We start from the raw sequence: 21,959 nt of genomic DNA on the forward strand, positions 1-21,959 counted from the left end.
GGAGAAATATGGCTCGTCTCACTGGGACTCCAGATGAATTCCGTCCGAAGACCTGAATTCCCCGAAATCTTTGATTGTTGATGACTAGATCTGTAACCCAGTGAATTCTGAACCAACAATTGTGGATTCGGAAATTCAACCAGTTATGCTCTGACTTTAAGTAACCTTGAACGCGACGCTGTTTCAAGAATTTACAGAATTGTTGCGCATCCAGTTCATGTTTATGGTGAGTTTCCGGCCACTTCGCATGTTCCACATATTCTTGAAACTGATTGATGGCATCTCGACCAAGGCTACTCCAGGTTTGTGGAATGATATGAGCTACCTGAGATCGCCGTTTGCTGAGAAGTGCTTCTGCCTGACGGTCTAATTGATCGCAATCGAGTGAGGCGATGATCTTTGCTTCCTCGTCCGAAAGTCCCTGTTTGGTGATGAATGCGGAGACGTTTGAGCGTAACTGGTCGCGCAGGATCTGATTCTGTAAAAGAAGTGCGAGAACTCTAATCATTTCGGGCGCGCTCACAGGTTTCTTCCAGACGAAGCAATTCCGCTGACAGATCCGTTGGTGCTGGAATTGCCATGTCTCGTTCAAGTATGACTGCTTCTACTGGCGCATAGCGCACGACCTCGCTGAGAAGATCGTAAAGATTGTCTTGAATCGGTTCACAATGACGATCGTGATAAATGCCATTCTGGATCGAATAGCCGACGATATGCACCTGTCGAATGAAGTCCGGCTCGACTTCATGTAACCATTTGACTGGATCAAAACAATGGTTTTGACCGTTGATCAACAGATTGGTGACATCCAGGAGCAGCCCACTCCCGGCTCGCTCGCATAGACGGTTCAGGAATTCCGGCTCAGTATAATCTCCAGGAATTCGCAGGTACGATGTGATATTCTCTAAGAGCAAAGGCCTTTGACAGCGGTCCATGACTTCACGCGCATGGTCGGCCAGGATGGTTAAAGAACTTTCCGTCATCGGCAATGGATTGAGGTGCCCCAGGTCAACGTCGTCAGTCTTCGTAAAGGCGATATGCTCGGTGATCCATTTTGCATTGGCGTGGTCAGCAACTCTCTGAAATTGTCTCAATGTTGAGTTATCAAGCGGACCGGGAGTTCCCAGGGAGAGTCCCAGACCATGGACAGAGACCAGGTAGTCTTTGGCAAGTTGTGACAGAGTTGATGTGTCAGAATCGAAGAAATGTTCGGCTGTGACTTCAACGCAATCCAGTTCTATCGGGTCCGACAGTACCCAGTCCGCTAATGGCTTACGAAATCCGACTCCAATCAGAGGGACCTCGATCATTTCGTTGTTGTCAGTCACCTCCACAGCCTCCGCATCCACCACCGCCACAGCCTCCCCCACAGCTGCTACCGCAACTGCTGCCACAGCTGCTGCCGCAACTGCTGCATCCACTATTCGACCAATGATTCGATTTCCCAGAGCCGGCATAAGAGAAGATCAGGAAGACGAATGGTCCAAACAACATCATCCCAAAAAGTCCACCAAATTTGTGCATACCGTGGTAGCTCCCATACCCAAGTCGAATTAAAGCGGTACTCTCGTAAGCCAGGATGAAAACAAGCAGCAGGCCCGGAGTGAGCTGTGATTTCAGTCTCACATAGATACACAAAACGGCAATTCCCACTCCCAGAAAAAAGAAATATAGTAGAAAAGTCTCCCCGTTCCACCCTATTTGTAAGATACTGATGCCGATCACGAGAACAGAACAAAGTACGATCCAGGTTCGCATGATTGGGTCTTGGGGCAAAAGATTGATGAACGAAGCCCCGATGAGACTGAGTCTGCCTGGCTCCTTTGCCGGAGGTTGTGGTTCGGGGTGCTCGTCTTTATTTTTAGCGTTACAGACGACACAAACGGGATTTTTCCGGTCTAATTTCGAAAAACAGACAGAGCACCACTTAGGATTATTTGAGGCCCGGCGTTCGAGCAGTAAATCTTCTTTGCAGTTGCGACACTTGACTTGCTTACCTTCGAGGTCAGCACGAACGAGATATTTTTTACCACACTTGCAGGTCACTTTGAACTTTGCCGAAGTGGTTTTGCTCATTGTGTTGCCTCCATTTGGTCGACCAAATGCGTGGTTTCATGGATCAGGGACATAAAACCGCTATAGATTTTCTTTAGTTCTTCTGACGAAGGCATCTGCTGCAATCTGCGGAATTCAAGGATCTTCCTGATTACCGCGACATCGATTTGAAATTCATCACCAAACTCATCCAGAACGTCACTGTCCTCTTCTGGAACGATACCCGTCTTGACCAGCAGGCAGGCATTCACATTGTTGAGAAAAGAATTTGCAGTCTCCAACAACGTCTGCAGCAACTGTTCTGGTTTATGCCGTCGATGCAAGTAAATAGTACGAAGCCGGATCATGATATTTTTTAATTCCTGTTCGCACCGTAATCGTAAATGCTCATCTGAGATGTCAAGATCAGAGATCACGTCTTGTCCATGTAACAAGGTGTGATACTGCTTGATATTGTGAAACTTGACCGGGAAGACGTCACAGGAAGAGATTAAATCATCCTGGGTCAGAATCATGGTCGCGAGTGGAACTTGCTTTTCGAATTTAGCAATTGCATCAGCGATGCTATCCAGCAAGTCACAGTCAATCCGATTCAGGACCAGCATCAGGTTGAGTTTACTATGTTTCGAGTCAAACTGCTGCTGTTTGACAAAATCGCCAAAAACGATTACGGACGTCAGTTCATTAGCTAGCGTAGTGGTAAGCACGTCTCGCAATTCATGCAGGATTTTAACGATGCATGAGTGATCAAGAGTACGATGACGTGAAAAAAAATTCATGTGGGTTCCTTCAGGTGGAAAAGCTATTTTGTCGATACCGCTTCACCAATGGAACCTGGTCATGAGGTTCAGTTCCTGGTGAGGTCACCAGATTCATGCGACTGCTCCAATCTCGATGAATAGTGAGATGATAATTTGGCTGTAAAGCGGCGTCGATGGGACAACGAGGATTCTACGTTTGGAGTTCAAATAAAACATGATTTTTTGAACTTTTAGTTTGAATTCGAATTGAATTTCGCTGGTTAGCACTCTTTGAGCAATCATCGCAACCGATTTTGTGGATTCCGGGGTGAGTCAATACTGGGCGCAGTGAAGCTGGAAATGCTGTAAAACTGTTTGAAGGTGGTCGAAGATCGGAATCAGGAAATAGCCCTCGGATATCGTTTCAGAAATATTGCGAACCAATGTGAGCAGACCACTGTCTTTCATCGGCAGCCGGCGATTGTGGTTTCGTCGGCTTTTCAAAAGCATGCCTTGCGAGTGTGATGGAGGCACGATGGTCTTCGAAACCATCAGACGGGGTTCGACTCCCTGGCGAGGTACTGAAAATAATTTGTCCCTGGAGTGTGCCGGATTCGCACGCGAGCCCGCGAAGCTCGTAGATCAGGTTCAATTCCTGACAGGGGCATTGACTGACGCCGGAACCTGATGGTCGGGCGGCTGCCTGCAAAGCAGTTGGAACTGGGTTCGACTCCCACTGGCGTCTTCAACCGACCAACTGCAGGCTCGGACTACATCTTATTATCACTAAGAACCCGTGTCTGAGCAAATCTTTCGTTGGAAGGTTGTTTAAAATAGCCCAACAGTCTGTTGGGATAACATGATCACTTTAAAACGTGACCGACTGCCTTACTGGAGTACATGGATCATACCCCGGTGGTTGTGGGTTCGAGTCCCACCGGCGCTATTTTGTAAAGCGTGTCGCGCCGTAGCTCAAAGGTAGAGCACCGTAAGTCTCTGGTACAACACTTCGTCGGTCTGTTTTAAAATTGAATATCGACTTTCTGAGAGGATGACCACGTCACAAGAAAAAACAAGATCGACTGCCGAATGGGAGTACATAGGGAACCAAAGGTTGTGGGTTCAATTCCCACCAGCGCTTCATGTTTAAGCATGTCGCGTTGTAGCTCAACTGGCAGAGCATTGGCAAAAAAACTCTGGTTCAACAACTTCGTCGATCTTTTATAAGGCAACACACTCGACTGCCGGCGTGGAGTACATGGTTTAAGCTGGTTCGATCCCTGCCCGGCCGCCTGATGTAATGCTGTATGCGGCCGGCCCCTGCGATCCGCGCGTGCGCGACGTCACAGGGAAAACTCTGCCCACCACTTCGTCGAGTGCATTTGTTGGGTCATTAAAGGGGTCTGGTCTCCTTTAAAAAGAGACCAGTCTCCTTTAATACACACCTTTATTTTGGAAGGAGGTCATGATGGCCAACAAAACTTTATTTTCCAGTCGTAACAGTAAATTACCACGTACCGATTCGTTTAACGAAGCAGGAGGCCGTGCGTACCAGTTGGCGCCGAAGCAGGCACTGGCGCAGATGGCAGCAACCGGTTGCTTCAACGGTGTGTTCTACGCGAGCGCGAAGGATCAACTCGATACGATGCGCAAGCTGATCGATCAGATCGACGACAATCGCTATCTGGCGCAGCTGGCGGTTTATGCGCGAGAGCGTGCTTTCATGAAAGACATGCCGGCGGCGCTGCTGGTGGTTCTGTCCAAGCGGGATACCGAATTGATGCACCGTGTGTTCGATCGGGTGGTCGACAATGGTCGCGTGCTGCGCACCATGTTCCAGATGATCCGTTCGGGACAGTTTGGTCGTACGAGTCTGTCGTCCAGTCTGCAGCGTGCGTACCAGCGCTGGTTGAACGAAGCGTCGGTAGGCAAGTTGCTCTCGGCTTCGATCGGCAACGATCCGAGTCTGCGCGACGTACTGCGAATGGCGCGACCTACGCCAAAGGACAACGCACGACGTGCGCTCTTCGGTTGGTTGACGGGTAAGGAGCTGGAAAAGTGGGCTCCTGCGACGGCAGCCGACTTACCGCGACAGGTACAGGCGCTGATCGCGTTTCGTCAGGCAGAAACCGATGCAGCACAGGCGGAGATTGTGAAAGATCTGTCCGTGCGTTGGGATCTGCTGGCGGATGCAGCCAAAGGGCCGCTGACCTGGAAGGCGATCGCCCGCCAGATGGGACCGCAGGCACTGCGAATGAACCTCAACACGCTGCTGCGTCACGAGGTATTCAACGACAGTGTGCTGGTAGATTACGTGGCCGATCGACTGGCGGATGAAGACGAAATCCGTCGTTCGCGGCAGTTTCCTTACCAGTACCTGGCGGCGTATCTGAACGTGGCTCCGGTAATTTCGCACAAGATCAAGGCGGCGCTGCATGCCGCAGCCGAGATCGCCTGCGGGAACGTGCCGGAGTTGACGGGGCCTGTGGTCATCGGTCTGGATACGTCCGGTTCGATGAGTAGTTCCGTGACCGGTTGGCAGGCCCGTGGTGCGTCGAGCAAGATGCGCTGTGTGGATGCGGCAGCGCTGTTTGCGGCAGCGATTCTGCGGCGTAACCCGGACAGCGTGGTGATTCCGTTCGATACCCGTGCTTACGATGCACGCTTTGATGCGTCCGACTCAATTCTGAGTCTGTCAGAGCGGTTGGCGAAGTACGGCGGCGGTGGAACCGACTGTTCGGTTCCGCTTCGCGAAGCCAACGCACGACTGTGCAACCGCGCGTTTGCCGGCTGTGTGCTGGTGAGCGATAACGAGAGCTGGGTCGGCGCGGGCCGCCGTGGTGCGACCGGCGTGATGTCCGAATGGCAGACGTTCGTGAAGAACCAGAAACGGCTCGGCGTGACCGATCCGAAACTGGTTTGTATCGACATCCAGCCATACGGTTCATCACAGGCTCCCGAGCGGGGCGACATCCTGAACATCGGCGGCTTCAGTGACGCGGTGTTCAACGTGGTTTCCTCGTTTGTTGGGAACGATGCCAGCCGGTTCGTGGCGGAGATCGAATCGATCGCAGTCTGATCAAGGATGTTGTTGAACAGGGAGACCCCTGGTTTGAGAAATCGAGCCAGGGGCTTTTTGTTTCTGAAGATGTTGTTGTTTCACACTTGTTTTATAGTGTATTTAGGGTGTCGGTGTGCCACTGTCGGCTTGCCCGACAGTGAGAAGACTCACTTTGATTCAAATCGATTTTGACTGTCGTGATAGACAATTTTGATTAAGTGTTCGACAATGAGTTTGGCTTTGTATCAACTGCCTTCTTGCCTTTATCAGAGCAGGGGGAGACCGGGCTGAACCCTGGATCGTAAACACTGTTGGGCAAGCCAACAGTGGCACCCAGTGTCTTACTCACCAAGGAAAAATATGCTGACAATATCACTCAAGGAGTTCGCACTGACTGGTGAATTTGGGCCAGTCAAAATCGGAATGCACAAGGATGAAGCTATTGCGCTGCTGGGGAAACCTGGTTGTGAGTCTGATTTTGGTCGTAGTATTACCGGTGGATTTCTTTATGGATGGTATGAGTTTTTTTATGATAATGACACCAGGGAAATACACTCAATTCAGAACGATCATCTTCAGGCTGATTGCCTCAATCATGGCGATATGTTTTTATATCAAAACAGTCATTTCCGAGTCGACACCTGGTTTTTAAAGGCGGGGCAGGACTTTGCATTCCAGGATGTCATAAATATTCTGCATGATGAAAAAATCCCTTTTCGAATTGTGAGACGATTGGGAGAAGATAGAGAAATGATCGAATTTAAAAGTGGCGTCCTTTTCTCATTTAATGAGAGATGTGATACAAAAACAGGTGAAGTCACTGGCGAAATGGTACTCTTCGCGATCAATCATTGCCCACTTCACCATGTACCGGAGCTTTATGAAGTGGTGTATCAAAGCGGGGAATAGTTAAGAAGGGATCTCTCTTTTCTGGTACGTCTATGGAATTGACCTATACACAACTTAAAATTGTAGAGCAATTGCTGTCTGCGCTAGCAGGTGAGCCGTCGCGGGAATTCACGTACGTTACAGAGTGGCTGGGGTATCTTCCGTTTGGGCAATATCACTGGATTGAAGTAGCGGGCCAGGACTTGTCAACGACATTTCCAACGGAGTGGCAGTTCTCTGATCTGGAGGCTCTGGAAAGGGCGGGGCACCTGTGTCGGGTGAGTGAGTGGCAAAATCCAAATGACGAACTGCACCGTAGAATTATTTATGAGATTCGAAAAATTTAACCCGCAGTTCAAGCGGAAGCTTTCTCTCTTCTTAAAAAGTCCAGTCTCTTTTTTTATTCATCCGAATTTACTTTTTCCCAAGTTTTTTCAAATCATCGACATGAACTATGGGGACTCCTGCGTTATGCATTCGGAGCATAACCTCTTGGGAAATATCCGAGTCCTCTATGATCTCATAACAGCCGCTCTCTTTGTGATAAATCAAGCATTTGGTCCAATCAGAACTGTTATGCTCCGATGACACAAGCAGGAACTCGGAACCTTCGATATCCCAGTATTCTGCATATTCTGTCAGCTTCTTGTCATCCAAGATTATTTCCCTCGAAAATCTTCTGCCACTTCAACCACATCCGGATTATCGTGCTGGGCTGCTCGATCTAATAATCGATTCAGTAGGCCATCATCGAGTTCAGAATACAATTCAGCAAATCTTCGGTAGTATTCCTCAGGTTCGGTTTTTACATAGTGATCAGTTTCATCCGAAAGAATCTGGTTGACGATCGGTTCAATATGCTCAATCACCCATTTTCGAGGCATTGTTTTGATTACAGCACGATTTAAGCCAATGGATCTGTGTGCAACAGATGCTAGCTTAACAAGTATTTCGAATACATTCTTTTTTAAATCATCATCTTGTGACAACAGAAGAATTGAAAACGTGATACCGTGTTCTGTCTGTAATCCGTATTGAATCACTTCCAACTGATTCTCTATTGCATTCCATTCAGCTAAGATCACTGACATCGCTCTCTGATGCAAAGACTTAATTCTCGTCCAGCGTTCTTTGTCGTCCTCACTGGTCATGGATTTCATCCATTCTGTTTTTATGATTTCTCTCAGGGAGAAAAAAGTGTGCTCTAAAAATCTCTTTCGCAATGGTTTGATGAATAATGGCAGAATTCTGTTCTACCATCAATCAAAGGTTCCTCTCCCTTATTTCTATCCCCGATTAGGACGATTGGCGCAGTTTATACCCAGATTCAATTTACGGCACGATACATCAGTTATAAACTACGTCTAGAAGAGACTTAACCAGGGTGTTGAGTGATCTCTCCACCAGACACGATCTACAGCAGGGCACTGATATGGCAAAGAAAGTCCGTAAGAAAACGAAGCAGGAGATGGCAGACCCCGTTTTCCGCAAACGTGTGTCATCACAATCAGAGGTGCTGTTGCGTGCTTATGCGGAATGCGAGAAGTTATCTCCATCGCGACTTCAATTCATATATGATCTGACTGGGGGGGGCTGGATCAGTCGCTTTGAAAATCTTGATGACGATGCCGCATTCGAAAAGGAATCTCGCCGGTGGACCAAGCTACGTCGGGAGTTTCTGAATACCGTTGAGAAGCCCAGGGAAATACATTGCTTCACTTGTCTTTATAACGCCGACGAGGGCATAAAACCGCTCATTCGCATGATGAAGCATCCGTCCTGCGATGCCGGGTCCGCCTTGCGAATGTTCTGGGTCTATGACCCGGTCTACTATTCTGATTACAGAACCATTTCTGAATGCCCTGATAACGAAGGGCAGGACGTAATGAGGATGCTGAGGGCGATCAAGCGTCGATTCAAGCAGAGCGACTTTAAAACTCGCAAGTTTTACTTCGACCCGGAGCCATGGCTGCAGGCTGATCATGTCGACCTGGAAGCACTGCAGTTACCCGATGCGATGCTGACAGCTATCCCCAAGTCCTCGCGCGGTGTTAAATAACGATCTCGTCCTCCGCGATGCTATTTCTGTAGGACATAACTATCACAATGGAACAGAGGAAAAACTAAATGCCCGATCGGCGGCAACATCGTGGTTCGCATCCGCAGGATCGGGGTCTGTTTGATCTCGATGCCGCGCCCGCGTTGCTCAGGGCGACGGGGGATCTGAACTGGCTGTTGACCCGCGGCTATGCGTCAGCGTCTGCACTTAAACTGGTCGGTGATCGGTATGCGTTGAATGCGCGGCAACGTCTGGCCGTGGCCCGTTGTGCCTGCGGTGAAGAGGATGCCACCCGACGACAACAACACCAGGTTCAGACTCAAGACCTGGCGCAGCAGGAATTGTGGATTGATGGTTACAACGTGTTGACGTCGCTGGAGGCGGCGTTGTCGGGCGGGGTGATCTTACATGCGCACGATGGCTGCTTTCGTGACATGGCCAGCATGCACGGCAGCTATCGCAAGGTGGCCGAGACGATTCCCGCGATTCAAATTCTGGGAACGCTGATGGCGGAATGGAATGTCGCTGTCTGTCGCTGGCTGCTGGATCAGCCGGTTTCCAACAGTGGGCGTCTGAAGACGATGCTGCGCGAAATCAGTGAGGAACGCGGCTGGAACTGGGAGATCGACCTGGTGCCTGACCCCGATCCCGTGTTGATCGGCTCGGATCAGATCGTGGCCTCCGCCGACAGCCAGATTCTCAACCAGGCAGAGCGCTGGTTCAATCTGGCGCGCGTCGCCATCGACGCACGCGTTCCCGACGCCTGGATTGTGGATCTATCGGGGGAGGGAGTTGAGAGAACGTCGGAGACATAAGGAGACATAAATAGAAAAAGAAAGCTTCCTGGCAACTTTCTTTTTCTATCTGCACAGCAGACTACCGTTCGGATACATGGGTAACAGTATCACCGGGACGATAAAAAATGACTTTCCGGAAAAGGAAGTCAGACTCCGTTAAAAAAAGTGTTCAGCAATATTTGCCATGCAATATCGGGCGTAAGTCTCATTCTTATAGTAGCTTATGGGGAATCGGGCTGGCTGGGCTTCCCTCTGCTGAATTTCTTAACATAACTCCGTTACCCCATTGTTTTTAGATCTGTCACGGAGCTTCAATTGACGCTCCCCTGTATCCATCGGTATTGTAGAGTTTGGCGTATGAATGGTGAAGAAATGGGTATCCACCACGGTTACCCCGCGCCGACGCTTAACTGCCTGGTTTTCAAACCAAAAGAAGCCTGCCACCTTGCGTCGTAGTAACACGATGCTCATCCCCCCGCGAAAAATCAACGAAATCAACGTACTGAAAAGGATACTGGAATGCGACTTTGTCTTGTTATAGCCGCTCTCACGCTCAGCAATTTATATTCAACCGTCAGGGCTGCAGAGCCTTTTGAACTGAAAAAAAATGAGCGCATCGTCGCCGTCGGAAACTCGCTGGCCGAACGCATGAACCTCTACGGAAATTTCGAGACGCTGCTTCATACGCGTTTCCCGGAAAAGGAGATCATTTTTCGGAACTTTGGCTGGCCCGCCGATGAAGTTGGCATTCAACAGCGCCCCAGTAATTACACGGCGATTGACGATCCGCTGGAAGTTTACGGCCCCGAAACGTTTTTCTGTTTCTTCGGTTTTAATGAATCCTTCGCCGGCGATTCGAAAGAAAGTCTGGATGCCTTCGTCGCGAAGTACCGCGCTTATATCGCCGAGCAGACCAAACGCTTCACCAAAGAAGGCCGTAAGCCGCGCTTCGTGCTGATCAGCCCGATTGCCTTTGAAGCAACGGGGAATCCACTGCAGCCATCAGGTGTGAAAGAAAACAAAAATCTGGCCGCATATACCGCGGCGATCAAAAAACTGGCAAAGGAAGACGGGCATCGTTTTGTCGACCTGTTTACCGATACCAAACCGCTGTTCGACAAGGAACCCGGCAACCAGTATACATCAAATGGTGCTCACGCTAACGAAAAGGGCGACCGGGTGATTGGCGAACTGCTGGATGCCAGTCTTTTCGTTTCGCGTCATCCGCTGGGAACGGGAACGTCTCAATTCGAGTTGGTTCGCAAATGGGTGAATGACAAATCCTGGTTCCACGCGCAAGACTATCGGATGCTCAACGGCTGGTACGTTTACGGCGGTCGTCGGACCTGGGACATGGAAACCTTTCCCGGCGAGTATCAGAAGATTCGCAAGATGGTAGCGGTCCGTGACCACTATATCTGGGAGCTGGCCGCTGGTGGAGTCGTGCCGGATCAGCCCGATGATTCGAAGACGGGGGAAGTCTTCATTCCGGAAACCATGTTCGGCAGCCGCAGCGATTCGTTTCGTGAAATGCGAGAGCCTAAAGAGCTGAAGTATCCGACGCCCGAAGAGTCCATCAAGATGATGACGGTTCCCGAAGGTTTTAAGGTTGAACTGTTTGCTTCCGAGCGGGAGTTCCCCGAACTGGCGAATCCGAATCAGATTGCCTTTGATAACAAAGGACGTCTGTGGGTTTCGTGCATGGCCAATTATCCGCAGTGGATGCCCGGCGCGGGACGCCCCAGCGACCGCCTGTTGATCTTTGAAGATACCGACGGCGATGGTCGTGCCGACAAGTGCACCCCTTTTTATGACAAATTGATTTGCCCGACCGGTTTTGAATTCTGGAACGGCGGCGTGCTGGTCGTGGATGAACCGCGCATTCTGTTCCTCAAAGATACGGACGGCGATGACAAAGCCGATCTGGTCGAACAGATTGTGGATGGTATCGCCACCGACGACACGCACCATACGGTGGGGGCGTGGGAATATTCCAACGGCGGCTTGCTGCACATGCTCGAAGGGGTCGCCCTGTCGACGACTCTGGAAACACCCTACGGTGCCTTTCGTAATAAAGATACCGCCGGCTGTTATACGCTCGATCCACGCAGCCTGAAGTTCCGTCACTTCCGCACACCTGGTTACGGTAACCCGTGGTGTCTCGTCTTCGACAAGTGGGGCAATGGTATGGTGGGTGATGGTACCAACGCCAAACAGCACTGGACGAGTCCCTTGTCCGGTCTGGAAGTCAATACGCGGCGGACGCTTGAACCCAACTTTGATAACCAGGGAATGCGTCCCGCGGTCGGAAATGAATTCCTGATCTCGCGGCACCTGCCCGATGCGATGCAGGATCAGTTTATCTATGCCTGTGTGATCAACATGCACGGCATGCCGCGATTCAATTTGCGTGATCAGAAAGACGGCGCCGGTTTTGAGGGGGAGCGTGTTGACGATTTGCTTTCCTCGACCGATATGATTTTCCGTCCCGTTGATCCTAAAGTCGGTCCGGATGGTGCGATCTGGTTTGGCGACTGGTGCAATGCGTTGATTGGTCATATGCAGTACTCACAACGCGATCCAAACCGCGACCACAAACACGGGCGTGTTTATCGTCTGGTCAATACAAAGAAGCCACTGCTCAAACCTGTGACTCAAGCCGGCAAATCCATCGAGGAATTGCTGGAGCAGTTGCAGGCTTACGAACTGCGGACCCGTTATCGTGCCCGCCGCGAACTCTGGGACCGCGATCAGGATCAGGTGCTGGCGGCTGTCAGCAAATGGGTGGATGGAGTGAGCGATCCGATGCAGTTATGTGAAGCGATGTGGGTGCAGGAAAGTTTCCGTGCCGTCGATCCGAAACTCGTCGATCGCATTCTGGCTTCAGACGAATACCGTGCCCGGGCGGCTGCAATTCATGTTCTCGTGAATGAAATGGATCGCCAGCCGAAGCTGATGGAGTATCTGGCGAAAGCGATTAATGATCCTCATCCGCGTGTGCGACTGGAAGCGGTTCGCGGCTTGAGTTTCTTCCCTTCAGTGGAAGCAACCGAGCTCGCGTTAAAGGCAGCCGACCAGAAACGCGATTACTGGATCGATTACACACTGGAACATACGCTGCATGCCTTGAAGCCCGCCTGGGAAGCGGCTGAAAAGAAACCCGACTTTCTGGCCAATTCTTCTGACGCGGCGAAGAAGTACCTCGACCGCTATAAGAAAATGACGGGGCCGGGTGGTGCTGCGGTGAAGCCGCTGGAGATGGCGGAATCCGTCGAATCTTCACCAGCGAAACGGAAAGCAGCAATCCGCGAACTGGCGAAATTGTCGGGCGGCAACGCCGACCGGGGGCAAGGCGTGTTTAAGCAGGTCTGCTCGGCCTGTCACAAGATTGGTGATCTGGGCAAAAAGTTTGGACCCGATCTGAGCGACATCGGTCAGCGGGTGAGTAAAATCGAAATGATGACCTCGATCCTGATGCCGAACGACAAGATTTCGAAAGGTTATGAAACCGTCGCCATTCTGACGGAAGAAGGTGAAGTGCATACCGGCTTCATTCTTTCCGAAACCGATGAGACGATTACACTCGGACTGGCGAAGGGGAAAAAGATCGATATCGCGAAAGACGAAATCGATATCCGTAAGCCGATGAAGTCCAGTTCGATGCCCGAAGGGTTGATCAAAACGATCGCGCCGATCGAGTTTCTGGACTTGGTGGCATATCTGTCGAAGCAACGTCAGATCGCCGCTGTGAAAGATAAGGACGGCTGGATCAGTGCGAAGCAGAAAACGATCAAGCTGCGGAAGCACAACGGATTTCAGGAAATCTCGCGCGATGCGGCGATCAAATTCGGTGGCAAATTCGGGAACAATACCTGGAACAAAGATGCGTACCTGTTTCTGACGGATGTGCCGGCGGAGTCGTTCGATTTCGCGTTCCATTCGGACCACGATACCGACTCGCCTTCCGTGACGATTCGCCTCGAACAGGATTCCGAAGTTCGTTCCATCTGGCTAAGGAATCGGGGCGGCCTGCAGGAACGCGCCAAAGGCCTGACCGTCTGGATTTCTTCTGATGGCACCAACTATGAAAAAGTCTGGACGGCCGACAAAGTCGCCCCGCAATGGATGGTCGAACTGCCCGAAGGAACCCGCGCGAAGTTCGTCAAGGTCGGCCTCGAAGGCAAGGGTACCCTGCACCTGCATCAAGCCGCGATTTACGGTAAATAAACTGAACCGCCCGCAAGGCCGCGATAGTAATCGTTGAGCAAGAAACACCCCTGAACTGAGAAATCGATCAGGGGTGCTTTTGCCCCCTTTTGTCTTCTGCCTCCTGTTTGTCGGCTCTGATAGAACAAGAGAGGCTATGGTTTAATGTGTTGCGCCTGCTCTAGAACTCGCCGACGACTTCACCATTAGAGCGGGTTGAGAGGCTCAGGAAGGTGGGGTAGTCAAGACTGGTCGAGAGAAAACGGACGGCACCGTCTCCCATCAGGAAATGCGTGCCTCCCGTGTGCCAGCTCCAGAAGGAGAGAACACTCTGGTTTGTATCAGGTGGCAGATCGGGCGGCGCCAGTCCGCGTTCGGTGGCAATGTATTGTTCGCATTCCGTTCCGCCGCAGATGGGCCAGCCCCAACCCCAGTCTGAAGGAATTCCTCGCTCGCCCACCAGAAACGTTGTGGAGAGACCATCGGTCACATCTCCGAATCGGGTTCGGCTTTTGGTATAGAGGGTTCCGTCGCCGTTGAGAATGCCATTAAACGGACACGTGCCAGAACTGCTTTCCTTGCTCCCGCTGACGCCCAGGTAGTCGGAGGGGTAGAGACGGCCTGTATTGTAGGAGTTGGGAGTGGGACCTGTTGGGCCTGAAAGGAGTTGAATTTGCGAATTGGGATCGCTCGGGCAGGTCACAATCGGGAGCAGAATCGAACTGGGATCTGGTAATCCGGCGGTCTGCTGATTGATGATGTACTGGGCACAGTCAGTATGTTCAAAATCAATGGTGTCATAGACGTTGGCCTGATCGATGAAGGGGAGCAGGTGGGCCACGAAGCCCCAGGCCAGACCGGTTCCCCGCAAACTTCCCGGTGGCAAAACCTGGTGAGTGCTATGATAGTTGTGCAGCGCCAGTCCGTATTGCTTGAGATTATTCTTACACTGTGACCGTCTCGCCGCTTCCCGCGCCTGTTGCACAGCAGGCAGAAGCAATGCGATCAAAATCGCGATGACCGCAATGACCACCAGCAATTCAATGAGTGTAAATCCGCGGGATTTGCGATGGTTCATTCGTTACTTTCCCGCTTGTTCAAGAGTTTCAGAGGGGATTTGCGAAGTCGCATCCAGTGTGAAATCGGAGTTGATTTCCTGCTCCTGATCCGGGGAGGGAACCGTTCTCTGGAAGCGCCACCTCTGCGGCAATACTTTTTGTGCAGAGGCCCCCTTGCGCAGTGGAACATGCCTTTCAATGAGGACCGAGTATTCTCCGGGGAACGGCCCATTTTCTTTTGTGAACGAATATGTTCCCTGCTTGACCCGTCCTGATGTGACCGGCAAGTTTGTTTCTGATGATGCCGGACGAAAAGAGATCGTGCCCTGAAAATCCTGAAGGCCTTCAATCTTTCCGGAGAATGACATCCGCCCTGTCTCCTCACCGCAGCCGGCACAAAACAGGCTCAGCAATCCACAGAGAAAAACGGTGGAATAACAATGAACGCCACGATGCCTGTCGAAGGCCAGATCATTGTTTTCCATTTCATGCCCTAAGCTTATCGTCCCACGTTTTTCACGGTGAAGCTGTGGAAATGCCCATTGAGAGTTTTTCGGATCGTCCAATCATATAAGTGTATATACATGTTACTGGGCAGAACAGTCAGGTCAAGCGACCTGAGTTTTGACGTCGTCCCTGCGGAATTCTGGCATGGCGTTGAGTGTCAGCCGCGATTAAAAGGTGCCATTCGTCGCTGACACCTTTTTCTCTCTTAAGTAGAATCTTAATCGATTCCCAGTGCAGAGCGATGGAAACGCATCACGATATTCGGATCGGGAATGAGTGAGATCTGAGACTCGTCTTTCCCTGCGTAATCCAGCAAAGACAGGACATAGCGGATGCTTTCCAGTCTGGCGAACTTTTTCTTGTTTGCCTGCACGATAATCCAGGGGCTGAAACTGGTATGTGTCCGTCCAAACATGGACTCCTTGTATTTGGTGTATTCTTCCCATAACGTCTGGGCTTGCTGATCAAGCGGGCTGAACTTCCACTGTTTGAGCGGATTCGTCCGTCGCGATTCAAACCGGGCGAGCTGGATTTCTTTCGAGATGGAAAACCAGAATTTTACCAGTTGTACGCCATCTTCCATTAACATATGTTCGAATTCGGGAACCTGGCGCATAAATTGTTCGTATTGTTCGGGCGAACAAAATCCATTCACAGGCTCGACAACCGCCCGGTTGTACCAGCTGCGGTCGAATAAGACGATTTCTCCGGGGTTCGGAAGATGTCGAATGTACCGCTGGAAATACCACTGCCCCGTTTCTTCCTGAGTTGGCTTGGGAAGCGCAACTACACGCATCGCCCGCGGGTTGAGATGCTCAATGAAGCGGCGGATTGTTCCCCCTTTTCCTGCGGCATCGCGACCTTCAAAAATAATCGCGACCCGCTTACCTGTTTCCTGAACCCAGCGCTGCATTTTTACGAGTTCGATTTGAAGATATTCCAAGTCGAATTCGTATTTGATTGATCGTTTGATCTTCCCCACGCTGACCTTCTTCGACCGCAACAGTTGGATAAACTCGCGCGAAGAGTGTAGATCGGATAATTCGTCCTGCAGCAGAACGTTCTCGGGAATTGGCATCACATCGGCACTCTCAAGTGCTTCAGCAAGAATCGAAACCAAATCCGTCTTTGAAAGTTCCGAGTCAGCCTTGATCAGAAACTGGGAGCCTTCACCTTTATCCGTATTTTTGGATAAGGTGCCATTGCCAGATGTGGGACTGTCCTTAACGGCAGTCTGTGATTGATTTGCCATCATTTACCTGCTTGCTAACGGTTCCTGAGAATCAACAAAGAATGAGTTTGCTATTTGGCATTCTGAGTGAAAAGAAGTTCTGAAGTACTTCCCTTTATACTCAATTTGCGCTTAATTGAAACAATTCTTTTGGAGGTTCCGCTTCGATCAGCTTGAGATCAAATTTCTCCTGCAGGATCTGAAACACGTTTGGCGTGATAAATGCCGGTGGCTCGGGACCAAGACGAATCCCTTTGATTCCGAGATGAAGCAGTGTAAGTAGAACGGCGACTGCCTTTTGTTCAAACCAGGAAATGACAAGTGTCAACGGGAGATCGTTCACACCGCACTCAAACGATTCTGCTAACGCCGATGCTACTTTTATCGCTCCGTAAGCGTCGTTGCATTGACCCATGTCGAGTAGTCGTGGCAAGCCCGCCACAGTTCCGTAGTCATAATCGCGAATGCGGAATTTCCCACAACCCAAAGTCAGGATGACCGATTCCTGCGGTGCCTGCTGTGCAACTTGTGTGAAGTAGTTTCTCCCCGATTCCGCGCCGTCGCAGCCACCAATCAGATAGAAGTGTTTGATTTCTCCCGATTTGACCGCATCGATGATCTTGTCGGCAATTCCCAGAATCACACCATGATGAAAACCAATCGTCGACTCTCCGACCTGCTGTTCCGCCAGGGGTGCGCATTCAAGCGCTTTCTGGATGACCGGAGCAAAATCATTGTCCGGCACGCGAGTCCCTCCCGGAACTGCTGTAATTCGCGTTGTAAATAAACGGTCAGCGTACGATTCCCACGGAATCAGTACACAGTTCGTCGTCGCCACAACGGGGCCGGAGAACTGGGTGAACTCTAATTGTTGATTCTGCCAGGCTGTCCCGAAATGCCCCGCCAGATGCGCATGTTTTTTGAGTTCCGGATAACTGTGAGCGGGCAACATTTCTCCATGAGTATAGACATTGATCCCCATGCCTTTTGTCTGTTCCAGTAGATCGGAAAGGTCGAGAAGATCATGGCCGGTCACCAGAATTCCCGGTCCCGCTTTCGTGCCTTCATGCACGGTCGTCGGTTCCGGAGTTCCAAACTTTTCCGCATGCCCTTCATCCAGCATCTGCATGACCCGCAAATTCATGCGGCCACATTCCAACACGAGTTCCAGCAAAGACTCAAGATCAAAATTGACATTCGTCATCGTGGCGAAGAGCGCTTCTTCTATAAAAGCGCTGACCTCATCATCAGTCTTTCCCAGGCGGCGGGCATGGTTTGCGTATGCAGCCATCCCTTTGACCCCATACAACAGTGTTTCCTGTAACGATTGCATGTCGGGATCTTTGCCACAGACTCCGATATCTGTGCAACCGGTTCCCTGGGATGTTTGCTCGCATTGATTACAGAACATGGTAACTCCTCTCTGCCGGGCGTGGGATTGTCATAACATTGATTGTCAGTTTTAGAATGTGTTTTCTCTTTCGTGAGATCATAAACGGGGCTATAATAGGATGTCAAGATCTAGATGTCCAAATTAAGAAAAGGTAATACAGAATGGACCATATTGATGAGTCACTTCTTGAGAGTGATCTTGTTTATCGATTTGAGTATTTCAAAGACTTCATCGGTTTTAGTGAAAACGATGTGATTGCGATCCGGAGTACGATTGCTCAACTGGCACCACACATCGGCAAGTTAGTTGATGCGACTTACGAGAAATTGCTCAGTTATGACGCAACGGCTCGTCACTTTGTCCCACGTCAACATGGCTATGAGGGCGCTGTTCCCGATTCATTGGATTCTCTTTCGGATCAGAGTGCCCAGATCAAATTTCGGAAAGACCACCTGCAGAGATATTTCATGCAGCTTCTGGGGCATGCCTATGATTCGAAAATCGTCCTTTATCTGGACATGGTAGGGAAGATTCATACTCCCAAGGCGGGGAATCAACAGATCGATGTTCCCCTGATTCAAATGAATGTGCTGCTCGGTCTTATCTCAGATAAATTAACCGAGACTTTGCTGGAGCTGGATCTTGCCCCTGATCAGAAAATCGCTGCGCTGCGTGCATTTAATAAACTGCTCTGGATCCAGAATGACTTTATTTCCCGTCATTATGTCACAATTCCCGAGGCAGTCTCTAGCGATGAGGCAGTATAAAGGCGTCAGAGAAGACGGCTTTTTGCCCTTTGAAATAATCGCCACGAATATCTGAAAAACAGTTCTTTTGTACATTGATTTTCTGAGTATGATACCTCAACATGCTGTCACTCGTTCAGATCACCAATTCTGAATATGCCCCCCAAAAACATCCTCACTAGAGGGCATCTCAAAACCTTTTTAATAGTGTAAATAAACACCCAAGAATTACAAAGCTTTCGTAGAGGTAATCGTGATATTCCCAGCGCGTGACAATGCGACGATAGTTGTGGAGCCAGGCAATACTGCGTTCCACAATCCAACGTCGTTTGAAGCGTGGAAGCTTTCGACCATCTTGCGTCGGCGGTTTGACTCTCGATTTTCGATGCGGGCAGATCAGATCGATATTCTTTTCCATCAGCCGTTTGCGCAACGAGTCCGAATCGGCGGCTTTGTCATAAACAAGTCGCTCGGGTTGTCGATTTTGCAATGTGATTTTTTCAAGCAGCGGTTCGATCAGCTTGACTTCGCTACGACGGGCCGATTCTGTGTCGATCGCCACAGGTGTCCCGTGACGATCGACAAAAATCATGACCTTTGTGCCTTTGCCACGACGAGTCGGGCCAACTCTTCTACCCCTTTTTTTGCCGAGGCAAAAGTGCCATCAGCAAAGGTTTCCGAGAAATCAATCTGGCCAGCATCATCCATTCGTTCCAAGATGATTTGCCAGGCAGATAAGAGCCGCCCTTCGATCGTCCATTGCTGGAAACGTCGATGGCACGTCGCTTTTGAGGGATACTCTCTTGGTAAATCTTTCCATCGTGCTCCTGTCACCAAAATCCAGAGAATGCCTTCCAGGCAATCTCGTGGATGGGCTTTTGGACGTCCTCCCTTTTTGGAAGGGGGAGTCCAGGGAAACAGTTTTGCGACTAAAGACCATTGTTTATCGGTCAAAACGACCGGGCGTTCCGTCCTGGACGCTGTTTTTGTGGAAACCCGTTTTCGTTTGGGCCACCAGACCAGCGTCATATACATAAGAAATTCTCCTTTCAGGAGAACACTTCATGCAAAAGACGCGCCAAACCGTTCACTTTTTTTGACGTTATGAGACAACCTCTAGTACCTTTGGAGTTAATTCATCTATGATCGTAGTTCTATTAGACGCTGTTGCTCTCATCTTGCTTTTAAAAATTATGGACGACGCTGATGTCAGTTTATTTACTGCATTTTTCGTTGCGCTAGGCGCGTCAATTGGAACGATGGCCTTGGCTTTTGGTCTGGGAATGTTGATAGGAGTGGCCGGAATCGCTGTTGCCGCAGTCATCGTGGTCGCACTATTGGGTGTAGTTATCTCGGCGCTATTTGGAATCGAAATCAAGCGGTCTTTTCTAATCGGTGGAATCTTCATGTTTATTCACATTGGTATCAGCATAGGTTTACAATTGTTATTCCGGTAGACATAAAAAGGGGTCAGGACTCTTTTCTCTTTTCATTCTCACTGGTTTCTGCTAGACTTGGGGCATGCCTAGAGCCAAACGAATATGTCCTGCCGGTGAGGTGTTTCATGTGCTGAACCGGTCTGTTGCGCGGCTGACTCTGTTTGAGAAGCCCGACGATTATGCTGCGTTCATGCGAGTGGTAGAAGAGACGTGGCAGAAGAATCCGCTGCCGATCTTTGCGATGTCGGTGATGCCCAACTACTGGCACTTTGTCGTGCGGCCCAAGACGGATACCCAGTTGACGGACTTCTTCCGACTGCTCACTGTCACCCACACAATGCGCTGGCACGCTCACTATGCGACCGGTGGCACCGGGCACCTTTACCAGGGGCGCTTTAAGTCGTTCCCGATTCAGTCGGACGAACATTTACTGACCGTCATGCGTTACGTGGAACGCAACCCCTTGCGGGCGAATCTGGTTCAGAAGGCAGAGGAGTGGGAGTACGGTTCCGCCTGGGCTCGGCAACAAAAAACGGCCGCACCGGAATGGCTGGCGACGCCGAAGAATCCACGGCTGCCACGAAACTGGCGGGCACTGGTCAATAAACCCCAGACCGATGCCGAGCTGGCCGCCCTCCGAAAATGCATCGTCCGCGGCACTCCTTTCGGCAACGAAAAATGGACCAGCAACACTGCCAAAAGGCTTTCATTGGAGAGCACCACCCGTCCCCGAGGCAGGCCACGCACCAGAAAAGAGTCCTGACCCCTTTTTAGTTATCCCACCGGGCACCTTTACCAGGGGCGCTTTAAGTCGTTCCCGATTCAGTCGGACGAACATTTACTGACCGTCATGCGTTACGTGGAACGCAACCCCTTGCGGGCGAATCTGGTTCAGAAGGCAGAGGAGTGGGAGTACGGTTCCGCCTGGGCTCGGCAACAAAAAACGGCCGCACCGGAATGGCTGGCGACGCCGAAGAATCCACGGCTGCCACGAAACTGGCGGGCACTGGTCAATAAACCCCAGACCGATGCCGAGCTGGCCGCCCTCCGAAAATGCATCGTCCGCGGCACTCCTTTCGGCAACGAAAAATGGACCAGCAACACTGCCAAAAGGCTTTCATTGGAGAGCACCACCCGTCCCCGAGGCAGGCCACGCACCAGAAAAGAGTCCTGACCCCTTTTTAGTTATCTTTTTTAGTTATCCGACGATTTCCCTTATCCGACGAGCGACAGGTGTTGAAAGTTCATCTAAGCTGGTCTGGTGATATCTGGTAGGGTTGGTTTGCCGTTGGTTTGTTTTCGCACTCTGGTTGTAAACGGCGGTTGATGCCGACCTGCTCACTTTTTTGCAGGCCGCTCTGGTTCCAATTTCGCGGTGATTTGAAATGGAATGTCGCCAGGCGGGCGGCCACATAGGGCCGCTCCCTACTTTTGGTGGATGAATTTATGTTCTGCTTTTGTCAGATCATCTGTTGGTTTGCTGCTCGCTGCGTGCGGCCCGGATTTGTCTTGGGATTTGTCTCCGGGCTTACTCGTGGTTGGAATGAAAATACAAAATCGGTGATGCAGATCATCTGCAAGGGCGTGAGGTGGTCAAGAGGCAAGGAAATTTTGATGTGGTGCGAACGGTGGTTGGCAGTGTGTCGCAAGAGGCGGAGAGTTTACCTGACGGTGTCGGAAATGCGCCGATGTGTGTCGACCCGCATAACTTTTGGAGGATTCCATTTGAAAAATTGCTCTGAAACCAGCGGTTTTTTGCAGGTGCGGTTAAAACCGGTT

22 protein-coding genes and 1 tRNA gene are annotated in these 21,959 nt (G+C 50.6%); 12 read left to right on the top strand and 11 right to left on the bottom strand.

Annotation, left to right across the window (positions count from 1 at the left end; genetic code table 11):
- Nucleotides 1-500: 500 nt before the first annotated feature.
- Genes Pan241w_RS00995 through Pan241w_RS01005 form a run of 3 tightly spaced genes read right to left on the bottom strand, consistent with a single transcriptional unit; the run spans nucleotide 501 to nucleotide 2,834 of the window.
- The gene (locus Pan241w_RS00995; RefSeq protein WP_145209623.1) at nucleotides 501-1,328 is read right to left on the bottom strand and encodes a DUF692 domain-containing protein; all 828 of its coding nucleotides are present in this window, start codon (nucleotides 1,326-1,328) and stop codon (nucleotides 501-503) included.
- Nucleotides 1,321-2,076, bottom strand: coding sequence for a hypothetical protein (locus Pan241w_RS01000; RefSeq protein WP_145209626.1), 756 nt, complete (start codon nucleotides 2,074-2,076; stop codon nucleotides 1,321-1,323). The genes Pan241w_RS00995 and Pan241w_RS01000 overlap by 8 nt, the downstream gene beginning before the upstream one ends.
- Nucleotides 2,073-2,834: a hypothetical protein gene (locus tag Pan241w_RS01005; RefSeq protein WP_145209629.1), complete on the bottom strand. Its 762-nt coding sequence runs from the start codon at nucleotides 2,832-2,834 to the stop codon at nucleotides 2,073-2,075. Before Pan241w_RS01005 ends, Pan241w_RS01000 begins: the two co-directional genes overlap by 4 nt.
- Nucleotides 2,835-3,330: 496 nt before the next feature.
- Here Pan241w_RS01005 and Pan241w_RS29220 point away from each other — a divergent pair, with 496 nt between their 5' ends.
- Together Pan241w_RS29220 and Pan241w_RS29225 are read left to right on the top strand one after the other, a co-directional pair.
- On the top strand, nucleotides 3,331-3,483 hold the full coding sequence (locus Pan241w_RS29220) for a hypothetical protein (protein ID WP_198000249.1): 153 nt from the start codon (nucleotides 3,331-3,333) through the stop codon (nucleotides 3,481-3,483).
- A tRNA-Cys gene (locus Pan241w_RS29225) sits at nucleotides 3,469-3,540 on the top strand. Before Pan241w_RS29220 ends, Pan241w_RS29225 begins: the two co-directional genes overlap by 15 nt.
- A gap of 689 nt (nucleotides 3,541-4,229) precedes the next feature.
- Here Pan241w_RS29225 and Pan241w_RS29575 read toward each other — a convergent pair.
- Nucleotides 4,230-4,400 (bottom strand): hypothetical protein, encoded by a 171-nt coding sequence (locus tag Pan241w_RS29575; RefSeq protein ID WP_232107317.1) that lies wholly within the window; start codon nucleotides 4,398-4,400, stop codon nucleotides 4,230-4,232.
- A gap of 235 nt (nucleotides 4,401-4,635) precedes the next feature.
- Between Pan241w_RS29575 and Pan241w_RS01010 the strand changes: the two genes are divergently transcribed.
- From Pan241w_RS01010 to Pan241w_RS01020, 3 genes are all read left to right on the top strand, one after another.
- Nucleotides 4,636-5,874 carry a vWA domain-containing protein gene (locus tag Pan241w_RS01010; protein ID WP_232107318.1) on the top strand — a complete coding sequence of 413 codons (1,239 nt, stop codon included), beginning with the start codon at nucleotides 4,636-4,638 and terminating at the stop codon, nucleotides 5,872-5,874.
- Between the two features lie 342 nt (nucleotides 5,875-6,216).
- Entirely contained in the window at nucleotides 6,217-6,765 is a 549-nt protein-coding gene (locus Pan241w_RS01015; protein ID WP_145209632.1) for a hypothetical protein, read from the top strand.
- 32 nt (nucleotides 6,766-6,797) lie between these two features.
- Entirely contained in the window at nucleotides 6,798-7,091 is a 294-nt protein-coding gene (locus Pan241w_RS01020) for a hypothetical protein (protein ID WP_198000250.1), read from the top strand.
- Nucleotides 7,092-7,403: 312 nt separating this feature from the next.
- Here the strand turns inward: Pan241w_RS01020 and Pan241w_RS01025 are convergent, their stop codons facing one another.
- The gene (locus Pan241w_RS01025; RefSeq protein ID WP_145209634.1) at nucleotides 7,404-7,895 is read right to left on the bottom strand and encodes a hypothetical protein; all 492 of its coding nucleotides are present in this window, start codon (nucleotides 7,893-7,895) and stop codon (nucleotides 7,404-7,406) included.
- A gap of 281 nt (nucleotides 7,896-8,176) precedes the next feature.
- On the opposite strand from Pan241w_RS01025, the gene Pan241w_RS01030 reads away from it, so the two are divergent.
- The 3 genes from Pan241w_RS01030 to Pan241w_RS01040 all read left to right on the top strand — a co-directional run bounded on the left by Pan241w_RS01030 (nucleotide 8,177) and on the right by Pan241w_RS01040 (nucleotide 13,827).
- A complete protein-coding gene (locus Pan241w_RS01030; protein ID WP_145209637.1) occupies nucleotides 8,177-8,803 on the top strand; it encodes a DUF4274 domain-containing protein in 627 nt (208 codons plus the stop codon).
- Between the two features lie 68 nt (nucleotides 8,804-8,871).
- Nucleotides 8,872-9,618: a DUF434 domain-containing protein gene (locus tag Pan241w_RS01035; RefSeq protein WP_145209640.1), complete on the top strand. Its 747-nt coding sequence runs from the start codon at nucleotides 8,872-8,874 to the stop codon at nucleotides 9,616-9,618.
- Between the two features lie 501 nt (nucleotides 9,619-10,119).
- Entirely contained in the window at nucleotides 10,120-13,827 is a 3,708-nt protein-coding gene (locus Pan241w_RS01040; protein ID WP_145209643.1) for a PVC-type heme-binding CxxCH protein, read from the top strand.
- A 160-nt stretch (nucleotides 13,828-13,987) separates the two neighbouring features.
- Here the strand turns inward: Pan241w_RS01040 and Pan241w_RS01045 are convergent, their stop codons facing one another.
- The 4 genes from Pan241w_RS01045 to hcp all read right to left on the bottom strand — a co-directional run bounded on the left by Pan241w_RS01045 (nucleotide 13,988) and on the right by hcp (nucleotide 18,013).
- Nucleotides 13,988-14,884, bottom strand: a complete 897-nt coding sequence (locus Pan241w_RS01045; RefSeq protein WP_145209646.1) for a DUF1559 domain-containing protein — start codon at nucleotides 14,882-14,884, stop codon at nucleotides 13,988-13,990.
- Between the two features lie 3 nt (nucleotides 14,885-14,887).
- Nucleotides 14,888-15,349, bottom strand: coding sequence for a hypothetical protein (locus tag Pan241w_RS01050; RefSeq protein ID WP_145209649.1), 462 nt, complete (start codon nucleotides 15,347-15,349; stop codon nucleotides 14,888-14,890).
- 239 nt (nucleotides 15,350-15,588) lie between these two features.
- The gene (gene ppk2, locus Pan241w_RS01055) at nucleotides 15,589-16,449 is read right to left on the bottom strand and encodes a polyphosphate kinase 2 (protein ID WP_145223124.1); all 861 of its coding nucleotides are present in this window, start codon (nucleotides 16,447-16,449) and stop codon (nucleotides 15,589-15,591) included.
- Nucleotides 16,450-16,723: 274 nt separating this feature from the next.
- Nucleotides 16,724-18,013: a hydroxylamine reductase gene (hcp, locus tag Pan241w_RS01060; protein ID WP_145209652.1), complete on the bottom strand. Its 1,290-nt coding sequence runs from the start codon at nucleotides 18,011-18,013 to the stop codon at nucleotides 16,724-16,726.
- Nucleotides 18,014-18,156: 143 nt separating this feature from the next.
- Here hcp and Pan241w_RS01065 point away from each other — a divergent pair, with 143 nt between their 5' ends.
- Nucleotides 18,157-18,762 (top strand): protoglobin family protein, encoded by a 606-nt coding sequence (locus Pan241w_RS01065; protein ID WP_145209654.1) that lies wholly within the window; start codon nucleotides 18,157-18,159, stop codon nucleotides 18,760-18,762.
- Nucleotides 18,763-18,931: 169 nt separating this feature from the next.
- Here the strand turns inward: Pan241w_RS01065 and Pan241w_RS01070 are convergent, their stop codons facing one another.
- A complete protein-coding gene (locus tag Pan241w_RS01070; RefSeq protein ID WP_145209663.1) occupies nucleotides 18,932-19,333 on the bottom strand; it encodes a transposase in 402 nt (133 codons plus the stop codon).
- Nucleotides 19,330-19,776, bottom strand: coding sequence for a transposase (locus Pan241w_RS01075; RefSeq protein ID WP_145209666.1), 447 nt, complete (start codon nucleotides 19,774-19,776; stop codon nucleotides 19,330-19,332). The genes Pan241w_RS01070 and Pan241w_RS01075 overlap by 4 nt, the downstream gene beginning before the upstream one ends.
- Nucleotides 19,777-19,883: 107 nt before the next feature.
- Here Pan241w_RS01075 and Pan241w_RS01080 point away from each other — a divergent pair, with 107 nt between their 5' ends.
- From Pan241w_RS01080 to Pan241w_RS01090, 3 genes are all read left to right on the top strand, one after another.
- On the top strand, nucleotides 19,884-20,198 hold the full coding sequence (locus Pan241w_RS01080) for a hypothetical protein (RefSeq protein WP_145209669.1): 315 nt from the start codon (nucleotides 19,884-19,886) through the stop codon (nucleotides 20,196-20,198).
- A 109-nt stretch (nucleotides 20,199-20,307) separates the two neighbouring features.
- A complete protein-coding gene (locus Pan241w_RS01085; RefSeq protein ID WP_232107319.1) occupies nucleotides 20,308-20,943 on the top strand; it encodes a transposase in 636 nt (211 codons plus the stop codon).
- Nucleotides 20,944-21,030: 87 nt separating this feature from the next.
- Nucleotides 21,031-21,354 carry a hypothetical protein gene (locus Pan241w_RS01090; RefSeq protein WP_145209675.1) on the top strand — a complete coding sequence of 108 codons (324 nt, stop codon included), beginning with the start codon at nucleotides 21,031-21,033 and terminating at the stop codon, nucleotides 21,352-21,354.
- The last annotated feature ends 605 nt before the right edge of the window (nucleotides 21,355-21,959 follow it).

The organism is Gimesia alba (assembly GCF_007744675.1).
Lineage (GTDB): Bacteria > Planctomycetota > Planctomycetia > Planctomycetales > Planctomycetaceae > Gimesia > Gimesia alba.

Coding starts and splice junctions, on each gene's coding strand:
- Pan241w_RS01050 (WP_145209649.1), bottom strand. CDS start 15,349: ATGGAAAACAATGATCTGGCCTTCGACAGGCATCGTGGCGTTCATTGT.
- Pan241w_RS01070 (WP_145209663.1), bottom strand. CDS start 19,333: ATGATTTTTGTCGATCGTCACGGGACACCTGTGGCGATCGACACAGAA.
- Pan241w_RS01040 (WP_145209643.1), top strand. CDS start 10,120: ATGCGACTTTGTCTTGTTATAGCCGCTCTCACGCTCAGCAATTTATAT.
- ppk2 (WP_145223124.1), bottom strand. CDS start 16,449: ATGCCAATTCCCGAGAACGTTCTGCTGCAGGACGAATTATCCGATCTA.
- Pan241w_RS01080 (WP_145209669.1), top strand. CDS start 19,884: ATGATCGTAGTTCTATTAGACGCTGTTGCTCTCATCTTGCTTTTAAAA.
- Pan241w_RS01075 (WP_145209666.1), bottom strand. CDS start 19,776: ATGTATATGACGCTGGTCTGGTGGCCCAAACGAAAACGGGTTTCCACA.
- Pan241w_RS01000 (WP_145209626.1), bottom strand. CDS start 2,076: ATGAGCAAAACCACTTCGGCAAAGTTCAAAGTGACCTGCAAGTGTGGT.
- Pan241w_RS01005 (WP_145209629.1), bottom strand. CDS start 2,834: ATGAATTTTTTTTCACGTCATCGTACTCTTGATCACTCATGCATCGTT.
- Pan241w_RS29220 (WP_198000249.1), top strand. CDS start 3,331: ATGGTCTTCGAAACCATCAGACGGGGTTCGACTCCCTGGCGAGGTACT.
- Pan241w_RS01015 (WP_145209632.1), top strand. CDS start 6,217: ATGCTGACAATATCACTCAAGGAGTTCGCACTGACTGGTGAATTTGGG.
- Pan241w_RS01035 (WP_145209640.1), top strand. CDS start 8,872: ATGCCCGATCGGCGGCAACATCGTGGTTCGCATCCGCAGGATCGGGGT.
- Pan241w_RS01030 (WP_145209637.1), top strand. CDS start 8,177: ATGGCAAAGAAAGTCCGTAAGAAAACGAAGCAGGAGATGGCAGACCCC.
- Pan241w_RS01020 (WP_198000250.1), top strand. CDS start 6,798: ATGGAATTGACCTATACACAACTTAAAATTGTAGAGCAATTGCTGTCT.
- Pan241w_RS01090 (WP_145209675.1), top strand. CDS start 21,031: ATGCGTTACGTGGAACGCAACCCCTTGCGGGCGAATCTGGTTCAGAAG.
- Pan241w_RS01010 (WP_232107318.1), top strand. CDS start 4,636: ATGATCCGTTCGGGACAGTTTGGTCGTACGAGTCTGTCGTCCAGTCTG.
- hcp (WP_145209652.1), bottom strand. CDS start 18,013: ATGTTCTGTAATCAATGCGAGCAAACATCCCAGGGAACCGGTTGCACA.
- Pan241w_RS01065 (WP_145209654.1), top strand. CDS start 18,157: ATGGACCATATTGATGAGTCACTTCTTGAGAGTGATCTTGTTTATCGA.
- Pan241w_RS01025 (WP_145209634.1), bottom strand. CDS start 7,895: ATGACCAGTGAGGACGACAAAGAACGCTGGACGAGAATTAAGTCTTTG.
- Pan241w_RS01045 (WP_145209646.1), bottom strand. CDS start 14,884: ATGAACCATCGCAAATCCCGCGGATTTACACTCATTGAATTGCTGGTG.